This is a genomic window from Nocardioides limicola, from assembly GCF_016827675.1.
GTDB lineage: Bacteria > Actinomycetota > Actinomycetes > Propionibacteriales > Nocardioidaceae > Nocardioides > Nocardioides limicola.
The window spans coordinates 391,520-410,124 of sequence record NZ_JAERJA010000002.1 but is presented as its reverse complement, the minus strand read 5'-3'; the positions used below and the strand labels follow the sequence as shown (position 1 = coordinate 410,124).

The window sequence follows — 18,605 nt, the reverse complement described above, 5'->3', positions numbered from 1 at the left end:
GCCTGCGGCGGTCAGGAGACCGAATCCTCGGTCTCGACCGCCTGCTCCTTGGGGGTCTGCTCCTTGGCCGGGAGGACGAACCGGTACCCGACGTTGCGCACGGTGCCGATCAGGGTCTCGTGCTCGGGCCCCAACTTGGCCCGCAGCCGGCGGACGTGTACGTCCACGGTCCGGGTGCCGCCGAAGTAGTCGTAGCCCCACACCTCCTGCAGCAGCTGCTGCCGGGAGAAGACCCGGCCCGGGTGTTGGGCCAGGAACTTGAGGAGCTCGAACTCCTTGAAGGTCAGGTCGAGCGGGCGGCCACCGAGCTTCGCCGTGTACGTCGCGTCGTCGACGACCACTTCGCCGGAGCGGATCACGTGCGACTCGGGGTCGTCGGCCTCGCGTTGAGCGGCGAGTCGTCCGATCGCCAGCTTGATGCGGGCGTCCAGTTCGGCCGGACCGCAGGTGTGCAGCACCACGTCGTCCATGCCCCAGTCGGCCTGCACCACGGCCAGGCCGCCCTCGGTGGCCACCAGGATCACCGGCACGTCCGAGCCGGTGGCCCGGATCAGCCGGCACAGGTCGCGGGCGTGGGCCAACTCGGTGCGGCCGTCGACCAGCAGCAGGTCGGCGTCGGGCGCCTCCAGCAGGGCGCTGCCCTCGGCCGGCAGGATCTTGACGTGGTGTGCCAGCAGCGAGAGGCCGGGCAGTACGTCGGCCGACGGCTGGAGTGCGCTGGTCAGTAGCAGCACGGTACTCACGTGGTGCCACCTCCAATCAGCCGATGAGGCAGGATACTTGACATGACCGATGACGAGCACGTGTCCCCGCCGGCGCGGGACGCGGGCGAGGCTCCGACTGCGTCGGTGACGGTGCACTACTGGGCGGCTGCCCGCGCCGCCACGGGCATCGCCGAGGAGCAGTTCCGGGTCGCCGATCCGGTGACGCTGGCCGACCTGCGCGGGCTGGCTGCAGACCGCCACCCCGACGCCACGGCGGTGCTGAGGGTCTGCTCCGTGCTGATCGGTGACCGCCCGGTCTCCTCCGAGGATCCGGACCTGGTGCAGGTGCGCCCGGGCGACACCGTCGAGTTCCTGCCGCCCTTCGCCGGTGGCTGAAGGAATGTCCCGGGTCATCGCGGAGTTCGGATGTCCATGACCACCGAGACCATCGTGCTGATCGGCGCAGTCGCCGGCGCGCTCGCGTTCGGGGGCTACCGCGCCTTCACCGACGGTCGGTTCACCGGCACCCACCGGGTCCGCGGCGGAGCCGAGGAACCCGAGCAGCACGAGGGCGAGCGGGTGCTGGCCGGCACCGAGTGGGCCGACCAACTCGGCGAGCGCGCCACCCTGCTCCAGTTCTCATCGGCGTTCTGCGCGCCGTGCCGCGCCACCCGCCGGATCCTCACCGAGATCACCGAGGTCGTCCCCGGTGTGCGTCATCTCGAGATCGATGCCGAGCATCATCTCGAACTGGTCCGGGAGTTGGGCATCATGCGCACCCCGACCACGCTGGTCCTCGATCGATTCGGTCGCGAGGTACGCCGGGCCCAGGGGGCGCCGGCCAAGCAACAGGTGCTGGCGGCACTCGCCGAGGTCTGAGTTCGGACCTGCTCAGCGGAAGCGGCGACGGTAGGTGGCTCCAGCGGCGAGGACGGCGAGGGCGAGGACGCCCACGCACCAAGCCAGGGCAACCACGAGACCGGAGCCGACCGGTTCTGCGTTGAGCAGGTCCCGGATGGTGTTGACGATCGAGGTGACGGGCTGGTGCTCGGCGAAGGCCCGGACCGGCCCGGGCATGGTCTCGGTGGGCACGAAGGCCGAGCTGACGAAGGGCAGCAGGATCAGCGGGTACGAGAACGCGCTGGCGCCCTCCACCGAGGTAGCGGTGAGTCCGGGGATCACGGCGATCCAGGTCAGCGCCAAGGTGAACAGGATCAGGATCGCGCCGACCATCAGCCAGGCCAACGGCCCGGCGGGGGAGCGGAAGCCCATCGTCACGGCGACGAGCAGCACCACTGCGACCGCGACCAGGTTCGCCACCAGGGAGGTCAACACGTGTGCCCACAGCACGGACGAGCGGGCTATCGGCATCGACTGGAACCGTTCGAAGATGCCGCTCTTGACGTCATTGAACAGCCGGAACGCGGTGTAGGAGACCCCGGAGGCGATGGTGATGATGAGAATTCCGGGCAGCAGGTAGGCGACGTAGGAGTCGGTGCCGGAATCGATCGCTCCGCCGAAGACGTAGACGAACAGCAGCATGAACGCGATCGGCATCACGGCGGTGGTGATGATCGTGTCCGGGCTGCGAGCGACGTGTCGCAGTGATCTCCCGAGGAGGGCAGCCGAGTCGGCGAGGTAGGTGGACATGAGGGTGCTCCGTATCGGTCAGTCGGCGCCGGTGCTGTCGGCGCCACGGGGGTCGTGGGTGGGGTGGGCATCGCCGACGAGCGCCAGGAAGATCTCCTCGAGCGTCGGCCGCTTCTCGACGTACTCGATCCTCGTGGGCGGCATCAGTCGGGTGAGTTCGGCCAGAGTCCCGGTCACGATGATGCGACCCTGATGCAGGATTGCGATCCGGTCCGCGAGCTGCTCGGCCTCGTCGAGGTACTGGGTGGTCAGCAGGACCGTGGTGCCGGCGCCGGCCAGCTCCCTGATGCAGTCCCACACCTCGGTGCGGGACTGGGGATCCAGTCCGGTGGTGGGCTCGTCGAGGAAGGCCACGGGGGGATTCCCGATCATGCTCATCGCGATGTCGAGCCGGCGCCGCATGCCTCCGGAGTACGTCGCGACTCGGCGGCCGGCTGCCTCGAGGAGCGAGAATCGCGTCAGGAGTTCGTCGGCGACCCCGGCCGGGTCGGCGACATGTCGCAGCCTGGCCACCAGCGTCAGATTCTCTCGGCCGGTGAGGATCTCGTCGACCGCAGCGAACTGTCCGGTGAGGCTGATCGACGCCCGCACCTGGGCGGACTCGGAGGCGGTGTTGAATCCGTTCACCTCTGCGACCCCGGAGTCGGCAACCAGCAGCGTGGCCAGGATCTTCACCAGCGTCGTCTTGCCGGCTCCGTTCGACCCCAGCAGGGCGACGATGCTTCCTGGAACCACGTCAAGGTCGATACCGCGCAGGACCTCGAGATCCCGGTAGGACTTGGTCAGTCCCCGCACCCGGATTCCCGACTGTTGTGTGGCGAGTGTCATCGGTCTTGTCTCCTGCTCCTGGTCACGGTGGTCACGACTCCTGGGCAGCGAGAAGATCGATGGCCTTGGTGAGACGCGTCCGCTCCTTGCTGATCCATTGCGCCTCGGAGTAGTTCTGGACGAACTCCTCGGCGAACTCCACGGGGTCGGGGCCTACGAGTGCGCGGATCGAGGTGCCGTCCGCCGCACCCTGCTCGAAGAGGTCCGCGAGGTCTTCGAGCATCGACATCAGCACGTCCCCCTTCGTGATGGCCGCGTAGTACATCAGATACCTCTCCAGCGCCTCGACCGCCGGTCCGTAGGGGGCGGCAAGGCGCGCGGTGCGTGCCTTGTACCGCTTCCAGCGGCGCTTCTCGCCGACAAATTTCCTGATCATCGGTGTTCTCCTCTTTCGCTTCTATCGTTGAGTTGCTCGATGCGTTCCACGAGGAAGTTCCAGGTGCTCCAGAACTCGTCGAGCTGGTCGTGTCCGGCGTCGGTCAGTGAATAGACCTTGCGGGGTGGGCCCTTCTCCGAAGGCACCTTCTCCGCAGCCACGGAGCCGCGCTTCTCGAGCCTGACCAGGAGCGCGTAGATCGTTCCCTCGGCGATGTCGCTGAGGCCGCGCTCACGCAGTTGTGCGGTGATCTCGTATCCGTACGCCGGCCGGATGGCCAGGATCGCGAGGACGATGCCCTCAAGGGTGCCCTTGAGCATCTCGGTGATCTGCTTGCCCATTCGACCCTCCGCAGTATCTAGTGTTACTGAGTACTGGTAGATAGTAGCACTGAATACCGGGTTGGCAAGTCGCTCCGGACCTCCCCCGCCCCACTCCCCCGATGGGCCACCGCGTCTCCCTGCGCGAAGGTCTAGAGTGACCCTCGACCCGAGGAGGACGACACGTGTGGCGCACGGTTTCGGCTGACATTCAGGCCAACGTCTACCGGCCGCCCAGCGACGGCCCGGTGCGGTGGCAGGTCGGCTACTGGGTGAAGGTGGCAGGCAAGTTGCTGATCACCCCAGCCGTCCAGGTGGTGGTGCTGCACCGCGTCGCCGCTGCTCTGGCCCGCACCCCGCTGCGTCCGCTGGCCTTCGTGCTGCGCTCACTGTCGGTGACCCTCGGCGGCGCCGAGATCCACCCCGACGCCCGGCTCGGTCCCGGGTTCGCCCTGGTGCACTCCACCGGCGTGGTGATCGGCGGTGGCGTGCTCGCCGGGCGTCGCTGCCGGCTCAGCCAGGGGGTCACCCTCGGCGAGAAGGGCCGAGCCACCCCCCACGCCCGCAACGGCTCACCGACGCTCGGCGACGAGGTCGAGATCGGTGCCGGGGCGGTGATCCTCGGGCCGGTGCGGATCGGCGACCGGGCCATCGTGGGGGCCAACGCCGTGGTCACCGCGGACGTGCCGGCAGACACCATCGTCGGCGGCAACCCCGCCAAAGTGTTGAGGAGCAGAGACACCGCATGACCAACGACGTCACCGTCATCGTTGAGCCCGACCCGGGCGGGCACCGTTTCCAGGCCGTCGCCAACGTCGCCCGGGTCGCGGCCCGCACCGACGACGTACTGCTGCTCACCTCACAGGTCGGCCGCTCCGACAACGCCTACCAGGTGCTGCTCGAGGGCGCCGGACTCGAGCTCGACGTCGAGGTGCCCTTCGCCGAGATCTACCCGCCGACCGCGCAGATCGCGGCCGCGATCGCCGAGGTGTGTCGGCGCCGCCCCGTCGCCCGAGTGGTGGTGATGGACGCCGACCAGTCACTGAAGCGGTGGTGGTGGGTGGCCCGGCGTGAACTCCGGCGGCTGCCGCGCCGGCCGAAGGTGATCTTCATGCTGACCCGCTACCCGGCCCGCCTGCAGCCGTGGGACACCTTCGGCTGGAAGCTCCGCGTGGCCAAGGCATCGCTGGCGTTACTGGCGATGATCACCGGCACCCTGCACCGTGTCGCAGGATTCGCCGGCCGCGAGGACATGGCCGCCGGGTGGCTGGTCAAGCGCGTGCGTGACCCTGCCGTGTGTGAGGCTCACTCCCGGGACCGGGCCAGGCTGCGGGCCGAGCATGGACTGCCGCCGGACCGCAGACTGGCCGGCATCTTCGGCGCGGTCACCGAGCGCAAGAACGCGCCGCTGGTGCTGGCGGCGCTGGATGCGGCCGGTGGAGAGATCGACCTGCTGCTCGCCGGAGGGCTCAGCGACGAGGTCGCGGCATGGCTCGACGGTCTACCGGCCGAGCGACGTGACCGGGTGCTCACCCGGGACGGGTTCCTGCCCGACAAGGTCCTCGACGAGCTGGTGGCCTGCGTCGACGTGGTGCCGATAGCGCTGACCAACAATGGCCCCAGCGGCATCATGGGCAAGGCGCTGGCTGCCGGGGTGCCGGTGGTGACAGCCGGATCCCAGGTGCGCGCCCGTGAGGTGCGGGCCACCGGAGGCGGTGTTGCCGCCGAGGTTGACGCTGACTCGATGGGCGCCGCAGTGCTTCGAGTACTGGACCCCGCCTGGAGCCCTCAAGGACGTGTCTCGCTACCTACAGCGGACGAGTTCGCAGAAGTGCTGCTCGGGGTCCGCTGAACCGATCGGGTCAGCGGACCGCTTCGACCGCGATCTGGGCGCCACCCTCGCGGGTGGAGTTGTCGAGCCCGTGCAAGGCCGGATGGGGGCTCTCGCCCAACTCACAGCGCACCACGTTGGAGAACCCGGCCCTGGTCAACTCCGCGGCCAAGGTCTCGTAGTCGTAGACATAGCCGACATGGTGGCCGAAGGAGCCGATCGGGATGCGGACGAGGTCGATCGGATGCTCCACGGTGAGGCCGATACTGCGGTAGTGCCTGCCCGCCGCACTGTTTGCCGGGTCGTCGCCGTTGAGGTACATGTCGACATGAGCCCGGATGTCGGGCGTGACCAGTCGAATCACCCCGCCGGGCTGGAGGCACCGGGCGGCCTCGGCCAACAGCGCCCGCCCGGCCTCGAGATCGATGTGCTCGATGACGTTGTCGGCGTACACGACCTCGACCGAATCGTCATCGAGCGGCCACCGGCGCGTCGCATCCAGGTAGTTGCGTGCGACGGCATTGACGTTGGTCACCACCCAGCCTTCCCGGGCGACCAGTCCTCCGATCTCGAGTCGAAGCGGGCGAGGGGCTTGTGCCAGTGCTCGACCGAGCCGGAGCTTGGCGACGGGGGTGTTCACGGTGCGGACGCTCGCTCGGGCCACTGCTCGAAGTCGGGGATTCACGAGCGGAAGGCTACCGCGCGGGCTTCCGCGTCGGCCAGTCGTGTGCGAATGATCCTGAGAACGCGCAAGGGCACTCTCGTGAGGCGATAGGGTCGCGGGGTCCGCCAGAGTCTGGCGTCGCTGACGAGGAGGAGTGCGACGGTGAGAATCGCAGTGCTGATGACCGGCCTGACGGCGTACCAGGATCGGTGCTTCCAAGCGCTGAGCGATCGGGGCGATGAGTTGTTGCTCGTGCATCCGGACTCCATGGCGTACGCCCCCTTCGACAAGGATCGGTTCAGTGCCAGCGTGATCCGACACGTGTGGTCGGAGATGCCTGGCCCGGACGTGATGGTCCCGCTGGTCGAGGAGTTCGCGCCGGACGTGGTGATCATGTGGTCCTGGGACGGCAAGGGCTATCGCGCGGTGATGAAGAGGATGAAGGGTCGCGCGCTCCGAGTGGTCTTCACCAGCAACTTCTGGCATGGGTCGGTGAAGCAGTGGGCGGGGCTGCTGGCACATCGCTTCTATGTCGACCCGCTGTTCGACTGCGCCTGGGTGCCGGGAGAGAGGTCCGAACTGTTCGCGCGCCGGATCGGCTTCACCGACTTCATCCGGGGTGCCAACTCGGCGGACACGGAGCTCTTCGACCGAGGCGCACGGGAGGCCGGCGAGCTCGCGAGTCGTCGGCGGTTCCTGTTCGCCGGCAGACTCATCTGGCACAAGGCTCCGGCGGAACTCGCCGCGGCCTATCGCAGCTACCGCACGAGAGTGTCCGACCCGTGGGAACTGCACATCGCAGGCGACGGGCCGCTGAGGACCGAGTTCGAGGGGATCGACGGTGTCGTGCTGCATGGATTCACCCAGCCGGAAGGCCTGGCTGACCTCATGCACACCAGTTCGGCGCTGCTGCACCCGGCGCATATCGAGTGGTACGGGGTCGTCCTGCACGAGGCAGCGGTGGCGGGCCTGCCGATCATTGCCTCTGATGGGGTCGGTGCGGTACCCCATCTGCTCCAGGACGGCTTCAACGGCTGGACCGTCCCGGCCGGTGACGTGGACGTGCTCGTGGACGTGATGGAGAGGATGACCCGGACGGATGACGCGCGTCTCGCTGCCATGTCCGAGGGCAGCCGGGCGCTCGGATCCAGGCTGACTCCAGAGATCTGGGCTCAGAACCTTCACGAACAACTCGCCTATCGCGTCGATCGGAGCCATGACTGATGGGCGGCGGAGTTCGTCATCGGACGGCGCGGTTGCTGGCTGCCCGGCTGGCCCGCGGCGGCTTCGAGGTGCGTCGACATCCGGCCAGTCGCCGCCAGAAGCTTCTGCAGGCGCGCGGCGTGGACGTCGTCCTCGACGTCGGCGCCGCCACCGGAGCGTACGCCGGGGAGTTGCGCGAGTTCGGCTACCGCGGCCGGATCGTCTCCTTCGAGCCGATGAGCGCTCCGTTCGCCGAGCTCGTGGCCCGTGCGGCTGTTGACGAGAGTTGGGATGCCCGGCAGATCGGACTCGGGGACACCGCCGGTGAGGCCACCATCAACATCGCCTCCAACAGCACCAGCAGCTCGCTGCTGCCGATGCTCGACGCGCATCGGGAGGCCGCGCCCTGGGTGGACTACGTCGGCACCGAGACCATCACCGTCGCCCGGCTCGACGACGTCATCGACCAGGTGGCGCCGGGGGCGGAGCGGCCGTTCCTCAAGATCGACACCCAGGGGTTCGAGCGGGCGGTCCTGTCCGGTGCGCCGGAGACGGTGGCTCGATGCGTCGGTCTGCAGCTGGAACTCTCCTTCGTGCCCCTCTACGAGGGCGGGCCACTGGTCGACGAGATGATCTCCTGGGCCTACCAGTCGGGATTCACCCTGGCCGTGGTCGAGCAGGGCTATGCCGCCCCCACCGGGGAGATTCTGCAGATGGACGGCATCTTCCTGCGGCCCGAGACCCACTAGGCTGCGACCCATGTCCGAGCCCTCCCTCGACGTCGCGACCGGATCGTCTGCCGACACCATGAGCTTCTCCGAGCTGGTCTTCTCCGACTACGCCCGGTACCGGCCCGACCGGGCCAGCTGGCTGAAGGTGCTCCTTCGGCTGCCGACCCTGCCCGGTCTGCTCGCCTCGATCATCCTGCGCGCCCAGCAGTGTCTCTACCGCTCCGGGCACGAACGCCTCGCCCACATGCTGCGCACCCCGGGCAACACTCTGGTAGGTGCCGACTTCGGGGCCGGGATGCGGATCGGGAAGGGCTTCATGCTCGCCCACCCGGTCGGGGTGACCATCGGTTTCGGACTGACGATCGGCGACGACGTGAGCTTCGCCGGCGGGGTGACCTGTGCCGCGCGCTACTACGAGGAGGGCAAGGAGCAGGAGTTCGCCGTCATCGGCGACGGTGCCGCAATCGGTGCCAACGCCGTGCTCGTCGGTGGGGTCACCATCGGCCGCAACGCGATGGTGGGCGCCAACTCCGTGGTCCTGAAGGACGTCCCCGACAACGCAGTGGTGATGGGCTCGCCGGCCCGCCAGGTAGGGACCAGGGAGGCGGCACAGTGACCGACGTCGGCTACGACCCTGCCGAGCACTACGACCATGTCACCAGGGCATGGCACCTGCTGCTCGGCGACGAACTCCACTACGGGGTCTTCGCCACCGGCGCCGAGCCCCTCGACGTCGCCACCGGTGCGCTCACCCGACGGATGATCGAGGCGGCACAACTCGCGCCCGGCCTGCGGGTCCTCGACGTCGGTTGCGGGTCCGGTGCTCCCGCCTGCGACCTGGCCGAGGAGTTCGCGGTCGAGATCCTCGGGATCACCACCAGCGAGGTCGGCATCGCCGAGGCCACCGCCCGGGCCGCAGCGCGCGGCCTGTCCGGGGTCGACTTCGAGCTTCGGGACGGCACCGCCAATGGCCTTCCCGACGCCAGCTTCGACCGGGTCTGGGTGCTGGAGTCCTCGCACCTGATGCGCGACCGGGCCGCACTGATGAACGAGTGCGCCCGGGTGCTCCGTCCCGGCGGCCGGGTGGTGCTGTGCGACCTGATCGCGCACCGGACCATCCCGTTCCTCGAGGTCCGGGAGCGCCGAGCGGAGTTCGCGGTGCTCCGAGCCGCCTTCGGCGAGGCACACCTCGCGTCGCTGTCGACCTACGCCGACGGGTTCAGCGCCGCCGGCCTCGACGTGGACGTCGTCGATGACCTCACCCAGGCGACGCTGCCCACCTTCGACCGTTGGCGGGCCAACGCCGAGGCACACGCCGTCGCGGTCACTGAGATGATCGGTGGCCAGGGTCTGGCCGACTTCGTGTCCTCGTGCGACATCCTCGAGGGATTGTGGCGCGACGGCACCTTCGGCTACGGACTCATCGCCGCCACCAAGCCCACCGCCTGACCTGCACCTGCACCACCGACTCCGAAGGAGAGCCCCGCATGACTGCTGCGGCCATCGAGAAGACCGTCGTGGACTTCCTCACTCGCACCAAGAAGCTGCCCACCGACTTCCACGTCGAGATGAACCTCTACGCCGACGGCGTCGGCCTCGACTCCCTGGAGACCGCGGAACTGTCGGCGCTGCTCGAGGACGAGCACGGCGAGGACCCCTACAGCAGCGGCACGATGCCCCAGACCCTGGCCGAGATCCTCGCGTTCTACGCGGCCGGGGCGCAGGCTTGATCGAGCTCATCCGCCGGGTCGCCGAGAGTGCCGGCGACCGGGAGGCGATCGTCACCGGTCAGGTGACGACGTACGCCGCCCTGCTGGCCCGCTCCGAGGCGGCTGCCGCCGCGTTGGCCGGGCGTGGGGTGACCCGGTTCGCCATCGCCGACCACGAGGCCGAGGTGGTGCTGCCCCTGCTGGCCGCTGCCTCGGCGATCGGCGCGGAGGCGTGCGTGCTGCCGCCCGACCCACCCGCGGTGCTGGCCGAACTGCTGGGTCGCTTCGAGCAGCCGGTGCTGGTCACCGACCGTGCCGACCTGGCGGACCTCGAGGTGACGGCGTACTCCTCGACCGAGCTCTTCGGGGCCCCGGCCGCCATCGGCACCGAAACGGCACCCGCCCGCCCGCATCTGGTGCTCACCACCGGCACCACCGGGGCACCTCGCGGCGTCCGGCACGACTGGGCGAGGCTGCTGCGCGGCGTGCGCCGGGTCCAGCCCGCTCCCGACGAGCGTTGGCTGCTCGCCTACGGCCTGCACCAGTTCGCCGGCCTGCAGATCCTGCTGCACGTGCTCGCCGCCGGCGCCACGCTGGTCGCTCCCGCGCCGCGACGCCCACGCGAAGGCCTGGCCGCGATGCGCGAGCACCATGTCAGCCACGCCAGCGCCACGCCGACCTACTGGCGATTCCTGCTGGCCGAACTGACCTCGGACGGGGGGGCCGTGCCCCAGTTGCAGCAGATCACGCTCGGCGGCGAAGCCATCCCCGGGCCGCTGCTGGCCCAGTTGCGCGGCACCTTCACCCAGGCCCGCGTCTCCCAGGTCTACGCCGGCAGTGAGTTCGGTTCCACCGGCTCCACCCGGGATGGTCGCGCCGGCCTACCGGCGTCGGTGCTGAACCGTCCCGAGGACGCGGACGTGGCCTTCCGGATCGATGACGGGGAGCTGTGGATCCGGTCCCGCACCGGCATGCTCGGCTACTACGGGGAGCCACCGGTCGACCCGGACGGCTGGCGCGCCACCGGTGACCTGGTCGACCTGGACGGCGATCGGATCGTCTTTCGAGGCCGGGCCAGCGACATCATCAATGTCGGCGGCGTGAAGGTGCATCCGCTCCCCATCGAGGAGCGCGTCGCCGCCGTGTCCGGGGTGGCCCTGGCTCGGGTCTACGGCCGTCCCAACGCCATGACCGGCACCATCGTGGCAGTCGAGGCGGTGGCCACTCCGGGGGCCGACCCCGACCTGGTGAAGAACGCCATCCGCGACGCCTGTGCCGACCTGCCTGACGCTGCCCGACCCCGCAGCGTCAGGATCGTCGACGAGATCACCACCGCCGGGGGCAAGATCGTGAGGAGAACCGATGTCTGAGCAGCACACCGAGACCGGACCGCGGGTGGTCATCGTCACCGGCGGCAGCCGCGGCCTGGGAGCCGGGATCGTCCGGTCCTACCTGGACTCGGGGGACCTGGTCGCCACCTGCGCGCGCAGTCGCACCGCCGAGGTCGACGGCTGGGAGTCCGAGGCGCCGGACCGGTTCCTGTTCGTCCCGGCCGACCTGTCCAAGGTCGAGGACTGCGAGGTCTTCGTCAAGGCAGTGGTGGAGCGTTGGGGTCGCGTCGACGTGCTGATCAACAATGCCGGCGTTGCCCGGGACGGGATCCTGGGCCTCTTCAGCGACGAGGACATCGATACCGTCGTCGACCTCAACCTCAAGGGCACCATCTACATGACCCGTCTCGTCGGCCGACGTATGCTCGCCCGGCGATCGGGCAGCATCGTGAACATCTCCTCGATCGTCGGCCGCTCCGGCTACCGCGGCCTCGCGGTCTACAGCGCCACCAAGGCGGCGATGGACGGGATGACCCGCGCGATGGCCAGGGAGCTGGGCACCCGCGGGATCACCGTGAACGCGATCGCGCCCGGCTACCTGCGCACCGAGATGAGCCACGGGCTGGACGAGGACCAGTTGCAGCAGATCGTCCGGCGCACACCGGCCGGTCGTCTCGGCGAGCCCGACGACATCGCCCGGGTCTGCCAGTTCCTCACCGACCCGGCGGGCAGCTACCTGACCGGTCAGGTGCTGGTGGTCGACGGCGGCCTGACCGGCTGACGGCGCGCGACCACCGCGCCCAGCGCGATGCAGGCGATCACCCCGACGACCAGCATCGCGACCCCGACACCCTCCAGGCTCTCGTAGTGGGCCGAGATGAGCACGCCGACCACGAGTACCGGGGTCAGCGCGAGTTCGATCCACGAGGCGGTGCCGCCGCGGCCCTGTCCCTGAAGGACGCTGATCAGCACGGTCCGGAACCCCAGGAAGCCGACCGCCAGCACCAGCCATCGGGCCACCGTGATGGCGCCGGTGAACTCCTCACCGAAGGCGATCCTGATGGCCGGCGCCACGATCGCCTGCACCGCCAGCACGATGACCACGATCAGGGCTGCCGAGAGCAGCAGCCAGCGACGGATCACCGCCCGTTGGGCCTCCGGGTCGTCGTGGTACATCGCCACCCGCGGCAGGGTGATCACCGAGACCGCCTGGCCGACGATGCTGCACAGGAACGCCACCGCCACCGCTGCGGCGTACAGACCCAGCGCGAAGGTGCCGAGCAGAGCGCCGACCAGGATCCGGTCCAGGCCGATCCCGTCGATCGGCCTGACCGAGCTGACGTAGGCGTGCCGGGCGTCCGCGAAGAGCCGACCCTGGTCGAGCTCGTCCTCGACCCGCCGGGTCGGTCGGGCCAGCGCCCTCCAGCCCAGCAGGACACCGATGAGCGAGGCCACGAAGAACGACGCGAGCACGTCCAGGGCGCTCCACTGCCAGCCGGCCAGCCAGGCCGTGGTCAGCGCGATCGTGAACAGTGCCTGCGGGGTCATCGCGACCAGGGCCATCCGGCCCAGATGGCCGATCTCGCCCTGAAGCGAGCCGACCAGCATCCGGAAGACCAGTGTCTGCAGCGTCATCACCGCCACCGCCACCGCCAGCCCGTAGCGTTCGCCGCCGCTGGCATCCCGCTCCAGCAGCAGCAGCATCACCGCGGCCAGCACACACGGCAGCAGCAGCATCCAGCCGCGCCGCCGGGCCAGACGCCGCAATCCATCGCGGGCGGCCAGTCGGCGTTCGGCCAGGTTCTTCGCGATCGCGACCGGCAGGCTGCCGCCGAAGGTCACCTGCGACAGCATCAGGCCGAGTGCGAAGACCAGCGCTACCTGTCCGCGGCCTTCGACGCCCAGCAGACGGGCGCTGATGATCCCGGTGACCAGGGTGAGGCCCTGCAGTCCGAAGGTGCCCATGACGACGACCAGGAAGGTGAAGCGGTCTCGCATGTGGCCGACAACCGGAGCATCCGGGGCGCTCTCTTCGGACTTCTCCGGCGGTGTGGTCACGCGTGGCAGCATACTGTCGGCTAGCCTGCGCCCGAGTATGGCCAACCCCGTCGTCGAGTCCCGGAGACGCTGATGTCAGAGCCCCTTCCCGTGGGTGCCGTCCAGATGCCGTTGCGCATCGTGGTCAAAGGCCCCAGCACAGTGAACTGGACGTCGTGGATGGGAGGGCCACGCACCGACTTCCCGTTCCCCAGGGCGATGGAGGAGTACTTCCTCGCCCAGGGTCGCCCGGCCGAGCTCCGGGTCTTCACCCAGCCCGGCGAGAAGGCGGTCACCAACCTGAGCACCTGGCAGGAAGAACTGCTGGGCTTCTCGCCCGACGTGGTGGTGCTGCTGAGCGGCCAGTACGAGGCGTTGCACCTGTTCCTGCCGAAGTGGCTGGAGCGGCATGCCAACAGCCTCAGAGGACGGCCGCGCCGGTACGTCGACTTCTACCGGCAGCACCTGCTGCGCCCGGTGTGGCGGGTGTTGAGCAAGATCCAGGCCCGGGTGGACCGGATCGTGAACCCGAACATCCGGCGTCGCCGGCCACACCGAGTGGTGGCCGACCTGGAGCGCTACGTGACGCACGTGCAGAAGCTGGGCAGCCCGATGATGGTGTTCTTCGAGTTCCTCGGTCCCAGCGCGCGGAACAAGGACTGGTATCCGGGCTACGCAGCTCGCCTCGAGGTGATGAACGACGCGATCCGGCAGATGGTGGAGCGGTTGGACCAGCCGCACATCATCTGGTTCCCGGTGGCCGAGATCGTCGAGGAGATGTACGGCGGCGACCTGGACCTGGCGCTCCCCGACGGCTTCCACTACACCCCTGAACTACACCGCGAGATCGGACATCGGTTGGGGGCCGTGGTGGCCGAATGGGCCGACACCCAACCCCACCTGATGGTCCGCGACCGCGACCAGCGTCCACTGGCGTAGGGTCAGCGCTCATGGCCAGCCTTCGCCACCGCGTCGCCGCGTTCCTGCCCGCATTCCTGGTGCACTTCGGTGACCGGCTCGTTTTCCGCCTCCGCAAAGGATGGATCCGCTCCGTGCACCGCTTCTTCGCGGTGCTCGGGCTCAACGTGGTCAAGCGGGCGGACTACTACTCGACACTGCCGGTGCTCACCGAACTCGAGAAGAGCCGGGCCCGCTGGGACCGGCCCAGTGACCTGCCCGGCGTGGACATCGACGTCCCCACCCTGCAGAAGCGACTCGAGGCACTGGGTGACGCCTGGCAGGCCGAGTACGACGAGGTCGCCGGCGACCACGTCGCCAACACCCAGCGGGGATTCGGCCCCGGCTACCCGGAGTTCGACGCCCGGACCCTGTACTTCATGCTCCGCGAGCACAAACCGCGCCGCTACCTCGAGGTCGGCTCCGGCCTGTCCACGTTCTACGCGTCGTTGGCCGCGGCCCGCAACGCCGCGGACGGGTCACCGCTGAGTCTGACCTGCGTCGAGCCGTACCCCTTCGACGCGCTCAAGTCGTTGGACGCGGACTTCACCCTGGTCGAGAGCATCGTCCAGGATGTCGACCTGGAGGTGTTCGCCGAGTTGGAGGCCGGCGATGTTCTGTTCATCGACTCCTCGCACGCGTTCAAGATCGACAGTGACGTGGCATATTTGTTCACCGAGGTGTTGCCGCGGGTCAAGCCCGGGGTCTACGTGCACATCCACGACGTGCACTTCCCCTTCAACGGCCCGTATCCGGCCGATTTCTGGCTGTTCGGTGAGCGGTGGCCGGTCTACTGGAACGAGGCGATGCTGGTGCAGGTCTTCCTGGCCCACAACTCCGCCTACCGGGTGCTGCTGTCGACGCCGATGCTGAGGCATGCCGACGAGCAGTTCCTGATCGACCGCTTCCCCGGGTACACGCCCCTGGCGAAGGACTCGAACCCGCCCTCATCGCTGTGGTTGCAGCGGGTCTGATCCCGAGTCAGCGGGTGCGGAGGAAGACTCCGTCGACCTGCAGCAGCCGCCCGTCAGGGCCGGAGATGCCGGTCTCGAGCTGCCAGAGCTCAAGCCCTGCCTTGCGCATCCGGTCCACCAGCTCGTCGAAGAGCGGTTGGCCGGCGTACAGCTCGACGAACGAGAGCTCCAGTTGGACGCCGGCGAACCGGTCCAGCAGGTCGCCGGCGCTGTCCAGGACCTCGCCTTCGAAGCCTTGGGTGTCCACCTTCAGCAGCGTCGTCTCCGGGGACAGCCCGTACTGATCCATCAGCTCGATCACGGAGACCAGCGGCACCTCTTCGGTGGCGATGACCTCGGAGCCGGGCGCGGCCCTCAGGTGGGCGTCGGTGAGTGGCAGGATCGACGAGGAGAACGAGTTCGCGGAGACGTTGATCGTGGCCGTCCCACCGCCGCTGCCGATGGCGGAGTTCAGGCAGGTCCAGCGGGAGTCCTTGGCGGCGCGGGTGTGCAACTGCGCATAGGCGCCCGACAGCGGCTCCACCGAGACGATGTCTCCGGAGAAGCCCGCCCGGCGCAGCATGGTCGCGTACTGGCCGACATTGGCGCCGACGTCGAGCACCGCGGTGATGTCGGCGTGGACGAGGCTGCGGGCGAGTCGTTTGGTGAACGGGTCCTTGCCCAGGTCGAGGTCCATCCGGTGCAGGACTCGACGGATGGCCAGCTTGCCGCGTTCTCTGGTGCGATTTGTCCACGTCTGGTCAGTCACGGGAGCAGACTACGCGGCTTCGCGGTAGCGTGATCCGCACGTCCGCAGCGGTGCCGCAGTGACCGAGGGCCGCTGCTCTCGTTGACCAAGCAAACGTCGTTGTCGAATCCAAGTAGGAAGGCTCGAACCGTGTCCAAGAGTGTGGATGCACTGGTCGCAGGGGGCGGGGGTTTCATCGGGGGCCACCTCGTCGCAGACCTGCTCCGTCAGGGTCTGACCGTCCGGTCGGTGGACGTCAAGCCGACCGAGGAGTGGTACCAGGTCCATCCGGATGCGGAGAACTCCGTCGCTGACCTGTCGTTGCTGGAGAACGCGATGAGCGCCACCGACGGAGCGGCCCAGGTCTTCATGCTGGCCGCCGACATGGGTGGCATGGGCTTCATCGAGAACAACAAGGCCGCCTGCATGCTCTCGGTGCTGACCAGCACGCACATGCTGCAGGCCGCCAAGGAGGCTGAGGTGGAGCGGTACTTCTACTCCTCATCCGCCTGTGTGTACGCCGCCGACAAGCAGACCGACACTGCAGTGACGGCGCTGAAGGAGGCCGACGCCTACCCGGCGATGCCCGAGGACGGCTACGGCTGGGAGAAGCTCTTCACCGAGCGGATGTGCCGGCATTTCGCCGAGGACTACGGGATGGTCACCCGGATCGCCCGCTACCACAACGTCTATGGCCCGCACGGCACCTGGACCGGCGGCCGGGAGAAGGCGCCCGCGGCCGTCTGCCGCAAGGTGGCCACCGCGGCGATCACCGGCAACAAGGAGATCGAGATCTGGGGCGACGGTCACCAGACCCGCAGCTTCATGTACATCGACGACTGCGTGCACGGAAGCAAGATGATCCTCGCCGGTGACTCCGGCGAGCCGGTGAACCTCGGCTCGTCCGAGTTGGTCTCGATCAACCAGTTGGTCGACATCGTCGAAGGCATCGCCGGCGTGACCTGCGAGCGCCAGTACAAGCTCGACGCACCGCAGGGTGTCCGGGGCCGCAACTCCGACAACACCCAGATCATGGCCACCTACGGCTGGGAGCCGTCCATCTCGCTGCTCGATGGCCTCACCCAGACCTACGCGTGGGTGTACGACCAGGTCAAGGCCGAACTCGCCTAGATGCGGATCCTGGTCCACGACTACAGCGGGCACCCGTTCCAGGCCGAGCTCAGCCGGGAGTTGAGCGGTCGTGGCCACGAGGTCACCCACTCGTGGTGTGCCGCCCACGTCTCCGGACGTGGGCGGCTCGCCGCGGAACCGGGGGAGTCGATCCGGTTCGACCCGATCGGGGTCGGCGAGAAGATCGACAAGCTCTCCTTCGGACGCCGACTGGTCCAGGAACTGCGCTTCGGTGGGCAGCTCATCCGGCAGGTGCGGCGGCTGCGGCCCGACGTCGTACTCGCCGGCAACGTGCCGATCCCGATGCTGGTGGTGGTGACCGCCTGGCTGTGGGTCACCCGGGTGCGCTGGGTGCTCTGGCACCAGGACGTGCAGGGCATCGCGGTGCGGTCCTTCGCCGGAGAGAAGTTGCACCCGGTCTTCCGGCTGGTGGCGGTCCTCATCGCGGCCGGAGAGCGGTGGGCCTGCCGCCGAGCCGCGGGCATCGTGGTGATCTCGGACGCCTTCCTCGACGTGCATCGAGGGTGGGGGACTGCGGACAAGACCGTGGTGATCCCGAACTGGGCGCCCATCGACGAGATCGTGCCCACCGAACGGCTGAACCCGTTCTCCCGCGAGCACGGGCTCGACTCGGTGAAGACGCTGGTCTACTCCGGCACCCTCGGACTCAAGCACAACCCGGAACTCCTCGTCGGCCTGGCCCGCGAGGTGCTGGACGCCGGCATTGACCTGCACCTGTGTGTGGTCAGTGAGGGCCCGGCCATGGACGTGATCGCCCAGGAGGCGGCCCGGTTGGCGGTGCCGGTGACGTTGTTGCCGTTCCAGCCGTATGAGCGACTGCCGGAAGTGCTCGGCTCCGGAGACGTGCTGGTGGTGTTGCTGGAGAAGTCCGCCGGCGCCTTCTCGGTGCCCTCCAAGACCCTCTCCTACCTGTGCGCGGGCCGACCGGTGCTCGGCCTGATGCCGGCGGAGAACCTGGCCGCGACGCTCATCGATTCGGTCGGCGGCTGCGTGCTGCCCCCGGAGGAATCCTCGCTGGCCAAGGCCGGCGACTGGGTACGCCGGGTCCTGGAGGATCGCGAGCTCGCCGACCGGGTCGGCGCTGCGTCCCGGGAGTTGGCCGAGCGCGAGTTCGCGCTGGCCGGATGCGCCGATCGCTTCGAGGCTCTGCTGGCCACCGCCAGCTCCTGATCTCAGAATATGGATGAGCGGTCCATTATTCGAGACGCCTCTTTGGCGATGTTCGCGCCCCCGGCCTAGAGTGCTCCCCATGTTCTCGACCATGCTGACCAAGCGCCGCGCAGTGGATCACTGCCGCGTGCGCTCGGCGCTGTGTCGAATGTCCTGACCGGACACCCCTCTCCGCTGACGCCGTCGTTGCGTCCTGCCTGCAGGTGTCCGAGCACACGTCCACTCTGACCTCAGGACCTCA

The 18,605-nt window shown here is 68.7% G+C and carries 23 protein-coding genes; 15 read left to right on the top strand and 8 right to left on the bottom strand.

Annotated features, from left to right (window positions below; translation table 11 throughout):
• Positions 1-11: 11 nt before the first annotated feature.
• Entirely contained in the window at positions 12-743 is a 732-nt protein-coding gene (locus tag JKG67_RS05930; protein ID WP_203336343.1) for a winged helix-turn-helix domain-containing protein, read from the bottom strand.
• Positions 744-785: 42 nt separating this feature from the next.
• On the opposite strand from JKG67_RS05930, the gene JKG67_RS05925 reads away from it, so the two are divergent.
• Both JKG67_RS05925 and JKG67_RS05920 read left to right on the top strand, forming a co-directional pair.
• Positions 786-1,100, top strand: a complete 315-nt coding sequence (locus JKG67_RS05925) for a MoaD/ThiS family protein (protein ID WP_203336342.1) — start codon at positions 786-788, stop codon at positions 1,098-1,100.
• 36 nt (positions 1,101-1,136) lie between these two features.
• On the top strand, positions 1,137-1,583 hold the full coding sequence (locus tag JKG67_RS05920; RefSeq protein WP_203336341.1) for a thioredoxin family protein: 447 nt from the start codon (positions 1,137-1,139) through the stop codon (positions 1,581-1,583).
• A gap of 12 nt (positions 1,584-1,595) precedes the next feature.
• Here JKG67_RS05920 and JKG67_RS05915 read toward each other — a convergent pair whose 3' ends face one another.
• Genes JKG67_RS05915 through JKG67_RS05900 form a run of 4 tightly spaced genes read right to left on the bottom strand, consistent with a single transcriptional unit; the run spans position 1,596 to position 3,899 of the window.
• Positions 1,596-2,354 carry an ABC transporter permease gene (locus JKG67_RS05915; protein WP_203336340.1) on the bottom strand — a complete coding sequence of 253 codons (759 nt, stop codon included), beginning with the start codon at positions 2,352-2,354 and terminating at the stop codon, positions 1,596-1,598.
• Between the two features lie 18 nt (positions 2,355-2,372).
• Positions 2,373-3,182: an ABC transporter ATP-binding protein gene (locus tag JKG67_RS05910; RefSeq protein ID WP_203336339.1), complete on the bottom strand. Its 810-nt coding sequence runs from the start codon at positions 3,180-3,182 to the stop codon at positions 2,373-2,375.
• Between the two features lie 31 nt (positions 3,183-3,213).
• On the bottom strand, positions 3,214-3,558 hold the full coding sequence (locus JKG67_RS05905; protein ID WP_203336338.1) for a DUF1048 domain-containing protein: 345 nt from the start codon (positions 3,556-3,558) through the stop codon (positions 3,214-3,216).
• Entirely contained in the window at positions 3,555-3,899 is a 345-nt protein-coding gene (locus JKG67_RS05900) for a PadR family transcriptional regulator (RefSeq protein WP_203336337.1), read from the bottom strand. The genes JKG67_RS05905 and JKG67_RS05900 overlap by 4 nt, the downstream gene beginning before the upstream one ends.
• Before the next feature lie 164 nt (positions 3,900-4,063).
• Between JKG67_RS05900 and JKG67_RS18835 the strand changes: the two genes are divergently transcribed.
• Both JKG67_RS18835 and JKG67_RS05890 read left to right on the top strand, forming a co-directional pair.
• Positions 4,064-4,627 carry a serine O-acetyltransferase gene (locus JKG67_RS18835; protein WP_203336336.1) on the top strand — a complete coding sequence of 188 codons (564 nt, stop codon included), beginning with the start codon at positions 4,064-4,066 and terminating at the stop codon, positions 4,625-4,627.
• Positions 4,624-5,730, top strand: a complete 1,107-nt coding sequence (locus JKG67_RS05890) for a glycosyltransferase family protein (protein WP_203336335.1) — start codon at positions 4,624-4,626, stop codon at positions 5,728-5,730. Before JKG67_RS18835 ends, JKG67_RS05890 begins: the two co-directional genes overlap by 4 nt.
• 10 nt (positions 5,731-5,740) lie before the next feature.
• On the opposite strand, the gene JKG67_RS05885 is transcribed toward JKG67_RS05890, so the two are convergent.
• On the bottom strand, positions 5,741-6,394 hold the full coding sequence (locus JKG67_RS05885; RefSeq protein ID WP_203336334.1) for a class I SAM-dependent methyltransferase: 654 nt from the start codon (positions 6,392-6,394) through the stop codon (positions 5,741-5,743).
• A gap of 141 nt (positions 6,395-6,535) precedes the next feature.
• Here JKG67_RS05885 and JKG67_RS05880 point away from each other — a divergent pair, with 141 nt between their 5' ends.
• Genes JKG67_RS05880 through JKG67_RS05850 form a run of 7 tightly spaced genes read left to right on the top strand, consistent with a single transcriptional unit; the run spans position 6,536 to position 12,128 of the window.
• Complete coding sequence (locus tag JKG67_RS05880; protein WP_203336333.1) at positions 6,536-7,597, top strand: glycosyltransferase family 4 protein; 1,062 nt, start codon at positions 6,536-6,538, stop codon at positions 7,595-7,597.
• On the top strand, positions 7,597-8,325 hold the full coding sequence (locus JKG67_RS05875; protein ID WP_203336332.1) for an FkbM family methyltransferase: 729 nt from the start codon (positions 7,597-7,599) through the stop codon (positions 8,323-8,325). Before JKG67_RS05880 ends, JKG67_RS05875 begins: the two co-directional genes overlap by 1 nt.
• A 10-nt stretch (positions 8,326-8,335) precedes the next feature.
• Positions 8,336-8,923 carry a serine O-acetyltransferase gene (locus JKG67_RS18830; RefSeq protein WP_275403277.1) on the top strand — a complete coding sequence of 196 codons (588 nt, stop codon included), beginning with the start codon at positions 8,336-8,338 and terminating at the stop codon, positions 8,921-8,923.
• Positions 8,920-9,756, top strand: coding sequence for a class I SAM-dependent methyltransferase (locus JKG67_RS05865; protein ID WP_203336331.1), 837 nt, complete (start codon positions 8,920-8,922; stop codon positions 9,754-9,756). Before JKG67_RS18830 ends, JKG67_RS05865 begins: the two co-directional genes overlap by 4 nt.
• 38 nt (positions 9,757-9,794) lie before the next feature.
• The gene (locus JKG67_RS05860) at positions 9,795-10,037 is read left to right on the top strand and encodes a hypothetical protein (RefSeq protein WP_203336330.1); all 243 of its coding nucleotides are present in this window, start codon (positions 9,795-9,797) and stop codon (positions 10,035-10,037) included.
• The gene (locus tag JKG67_RS05855; protein WP_203336329.1) at positions 10,034-11,386 is read left to right on the top strand and encodes an ANL family adenylate-forming protein; all 1,353 of its coding nucleotides are present in this window, start codon (positions 10,034-10,036) and stop codon (positions 11,384-11,386) included. The genes JKG67_RS05860 and JKG67_RS05855 overlap by 4 nt, the downstream gene beginning before the upstream one ends.
• The gene (locus tag JKG67_RS05850; RefSeq protein ID WP_203336328.1) at positions 11,379-12,128 is read left to right on the top strand and encodes an SDR family NAD(P)-dependent oxidoreductase; all 750 of its coding nucleotides are present in this window, start codon (positions 11,379-11,381) and stop codon (positions 12,126-12,128) included. Before JKG67_RS05855 ends, JKG67_RS05850 begins: the two co-directional genes overlap by 8 nt.
• Here the strand turns inward: JKG67_RS05850 and JKG67_RS05845 are convergent.
• Positions 12,092-13,405 carry a lipopolysaccharide biosynthesis protein gene (locus tag JKG67_RS05845; RefSeq protein ID WP_203336327.1) on the bottom strand — a complete coding sequence of 438 codons (1,314 nt, stop codon included), beginning with the start codon at positions 13,403-13,405 and terminating at the stop codon, positions 12,092-12,094. The genes JKG67_RS05850 and JKG67_RS05845 overlap by 37 nt on opposite strands.
• Positions 13,406-13,477: 72 nt before the next feature.
• Between JKG67_RS05845 and JKG67_RS05840 the strand changes: the two genes are divergently transcribed.
• Both JKG67_RS05840 and JKG67_RS05835 read left to right on the top strand, forming a co-directional pair.
• A complete protein-coding gene (locus JKG67_RS05840; protein WP_203336326.1) occupies positions 13,478-14,323 on the top strand; it encodes an SGNH/GDSL hydrolase family protein in 846 nt (281 codons plus the stop codon).
• An 11-nt stretch (positions 14,324-14,334) separates the two neighbouring features.
• Positions 14,335-15,315, top strand: coding sequence for a class I SAM-dependent methyltransferase (locus JKG67_RS05835; RefSeq protein WP_203336325.1), 981 nt, complete (start codon positions 14,335-14,337; stop codon positions 15,313-15,315).
• A 7-nt stretch (positions 15,316-15,322) separates the two neighbouring features.
• Here JKG67_RS05835 and JKG67_RS05830 read toward each other — a convergent pair whose 3' ends face one another.
• Positions 15,323-16,063 carry an FkbM family methyltransferase gene (locus tag JKG67_RS05830; RefSeq protein WP_203336324.1) on the bottom strand — a complete coding sequence of 247 codons (741 nt, stop codon included), beginning with the start codon at positions 16,061-16,063 and terminating at the stop codon, positions 15,323-15,325.
• A gap of 129 nt (positions 16,064-16,192) precedes the next feature.
• Here JKG67_RS05830 and JKG67_RS05825 point away from each other — a divergent pair, with 129 nt between their 5' ends.
• Both JKG67_RS05825 and JKG67_RS05820 read left to right on the top strand, forming a co-directional pair.
• Positions 16,193-17,173 (top strand): NAD-dependent epimerase/dehydratase family protein, encoded by a 981-nt coding sequence (locus tag JKG67_RS05825; RefSeq protein WP_307816448.1) that lies wholly within the window; start codon positions 16,193-16,195, stop codon positions 17,171-17,173.
• Positions 17,174-18,364, top strand: a complete 1,191-nt coding sequence (locus JKG67_RS05820; protein WP_203336323.1) for a glycosyltransferase family 4 protein — start codon at positions 17,174-17,176, stop codon at positions 18,362-18,364.
• Positions 18,365-18,605 lie beyond the last annotated feature (241 nt).

What these genes read in the sequence shown, in the direction of transcription:
- JKG67_RS05925 (WP_203336342.1), top strand. Translation starts at nt 786, where the DNA reads ATGACCGATGACGAGCACGTGTCCCCGCCGGCGCGGGACGCGGGCGAG.
- JKG67_RS05920 (WP_203336341.1), top strand. Translation starts at nt 1,137, where the DNA reads ATGACCACCGAGACCATCGTGCTGATCGGCGCAGTCGCCGGCGCGCTC.
- JKG67_RS05915 (WP_203336340.1), bottom strand. Translation starts at nt 2,354, where the DNA reads ATGTCCACCTACCTCGCCGACTCGGCTGCCCTCCTCGGGAGATCACTG.
- JKG67_RS05910 (WP_203336339.1), bottom strand. Translation starts at nt 3,182, where the DNA reads ATGACACTCGCCACACAACAGTCGGGAATCCGGGTGCGGGGACTGACC.
- JKG67_RS05905 (WP_203336338.1), bottom strand. Translation starts at nt 3,558, where the DNA reads ATGATCAGGAAATTTGTCGGCGAGAAGCGCCGCTGGAAGCGGTACAAG.
- JKG67_RS05900 (WP_203336337.1), bottom strand. Translation starts at nt 3,899, where the DNA reads ATGGGCAAGCAGATCACCGAGATGCTCAAGGGCACCCTTGAGGGCATC.
- JKG67_RS05890 (WP_203336335.1), top strand. Translation starts at nt 4,624, where the DNA reads ATGACCAACGACGTCACCGTCATCGTTGAGCCCGACCCGGGCGGGCAC.
- JKG67_RS05875 (WP_203336332.1), top strand. Translation starts at nt 7,597, where the DNA reads ATGGGCGGCGGAGTTCGTCATCGGACGGCGCGGTTGCTGGCTGCCCGG.
- JKG67_RS18830 (WP_275403277.1), top strand. Translation starts at nt 8,336, where the DNA reads ATGTCCGAGCCCTCCCTCGACGTCGCGACCGGATCGTCTGCCGACACC.
- JKG67_RS05860 (WP_203336330.1), top strand. Translation starts at nt 9,795, where the DNA reads ATGACTGCTGCGGCCATCGAGAAGACCGTCGTGGACTTCCTCACTCGC.
- JKG67_RS05850 (WP_203336328.1), top strand. Translation starts at nt 11,379, where the DNA reads ATGTCTGAGCAGCACACCGAGACCGGACCGCGGGTGGTCATCGTCACC.
- JKG67_RS05840 (WP_203336326.1), top strand. Translation starts at nt 13,478, where the DNA reads ATGTCAGAGCCCCTTCCCGTGGGTGCCGTCCAGATGCCGTTGCGCATC.
- JKG67_RS05835 (WP_203336325.1), top strand. Translation starts at nt 14,335, where the DNA reads ATGGCCAGCCTTCGCCACCGCGTCGCCGCGTTCCTGCCCGCATTCCTG.
- JKG67_RS05820 (WP_203336323.1), top strand. Translation starts at nt 17,174, where the DNA reads ATGCGGATCCTGGTCCACGACTACAGCGGGCACCCGTTCCAGGCCGAG.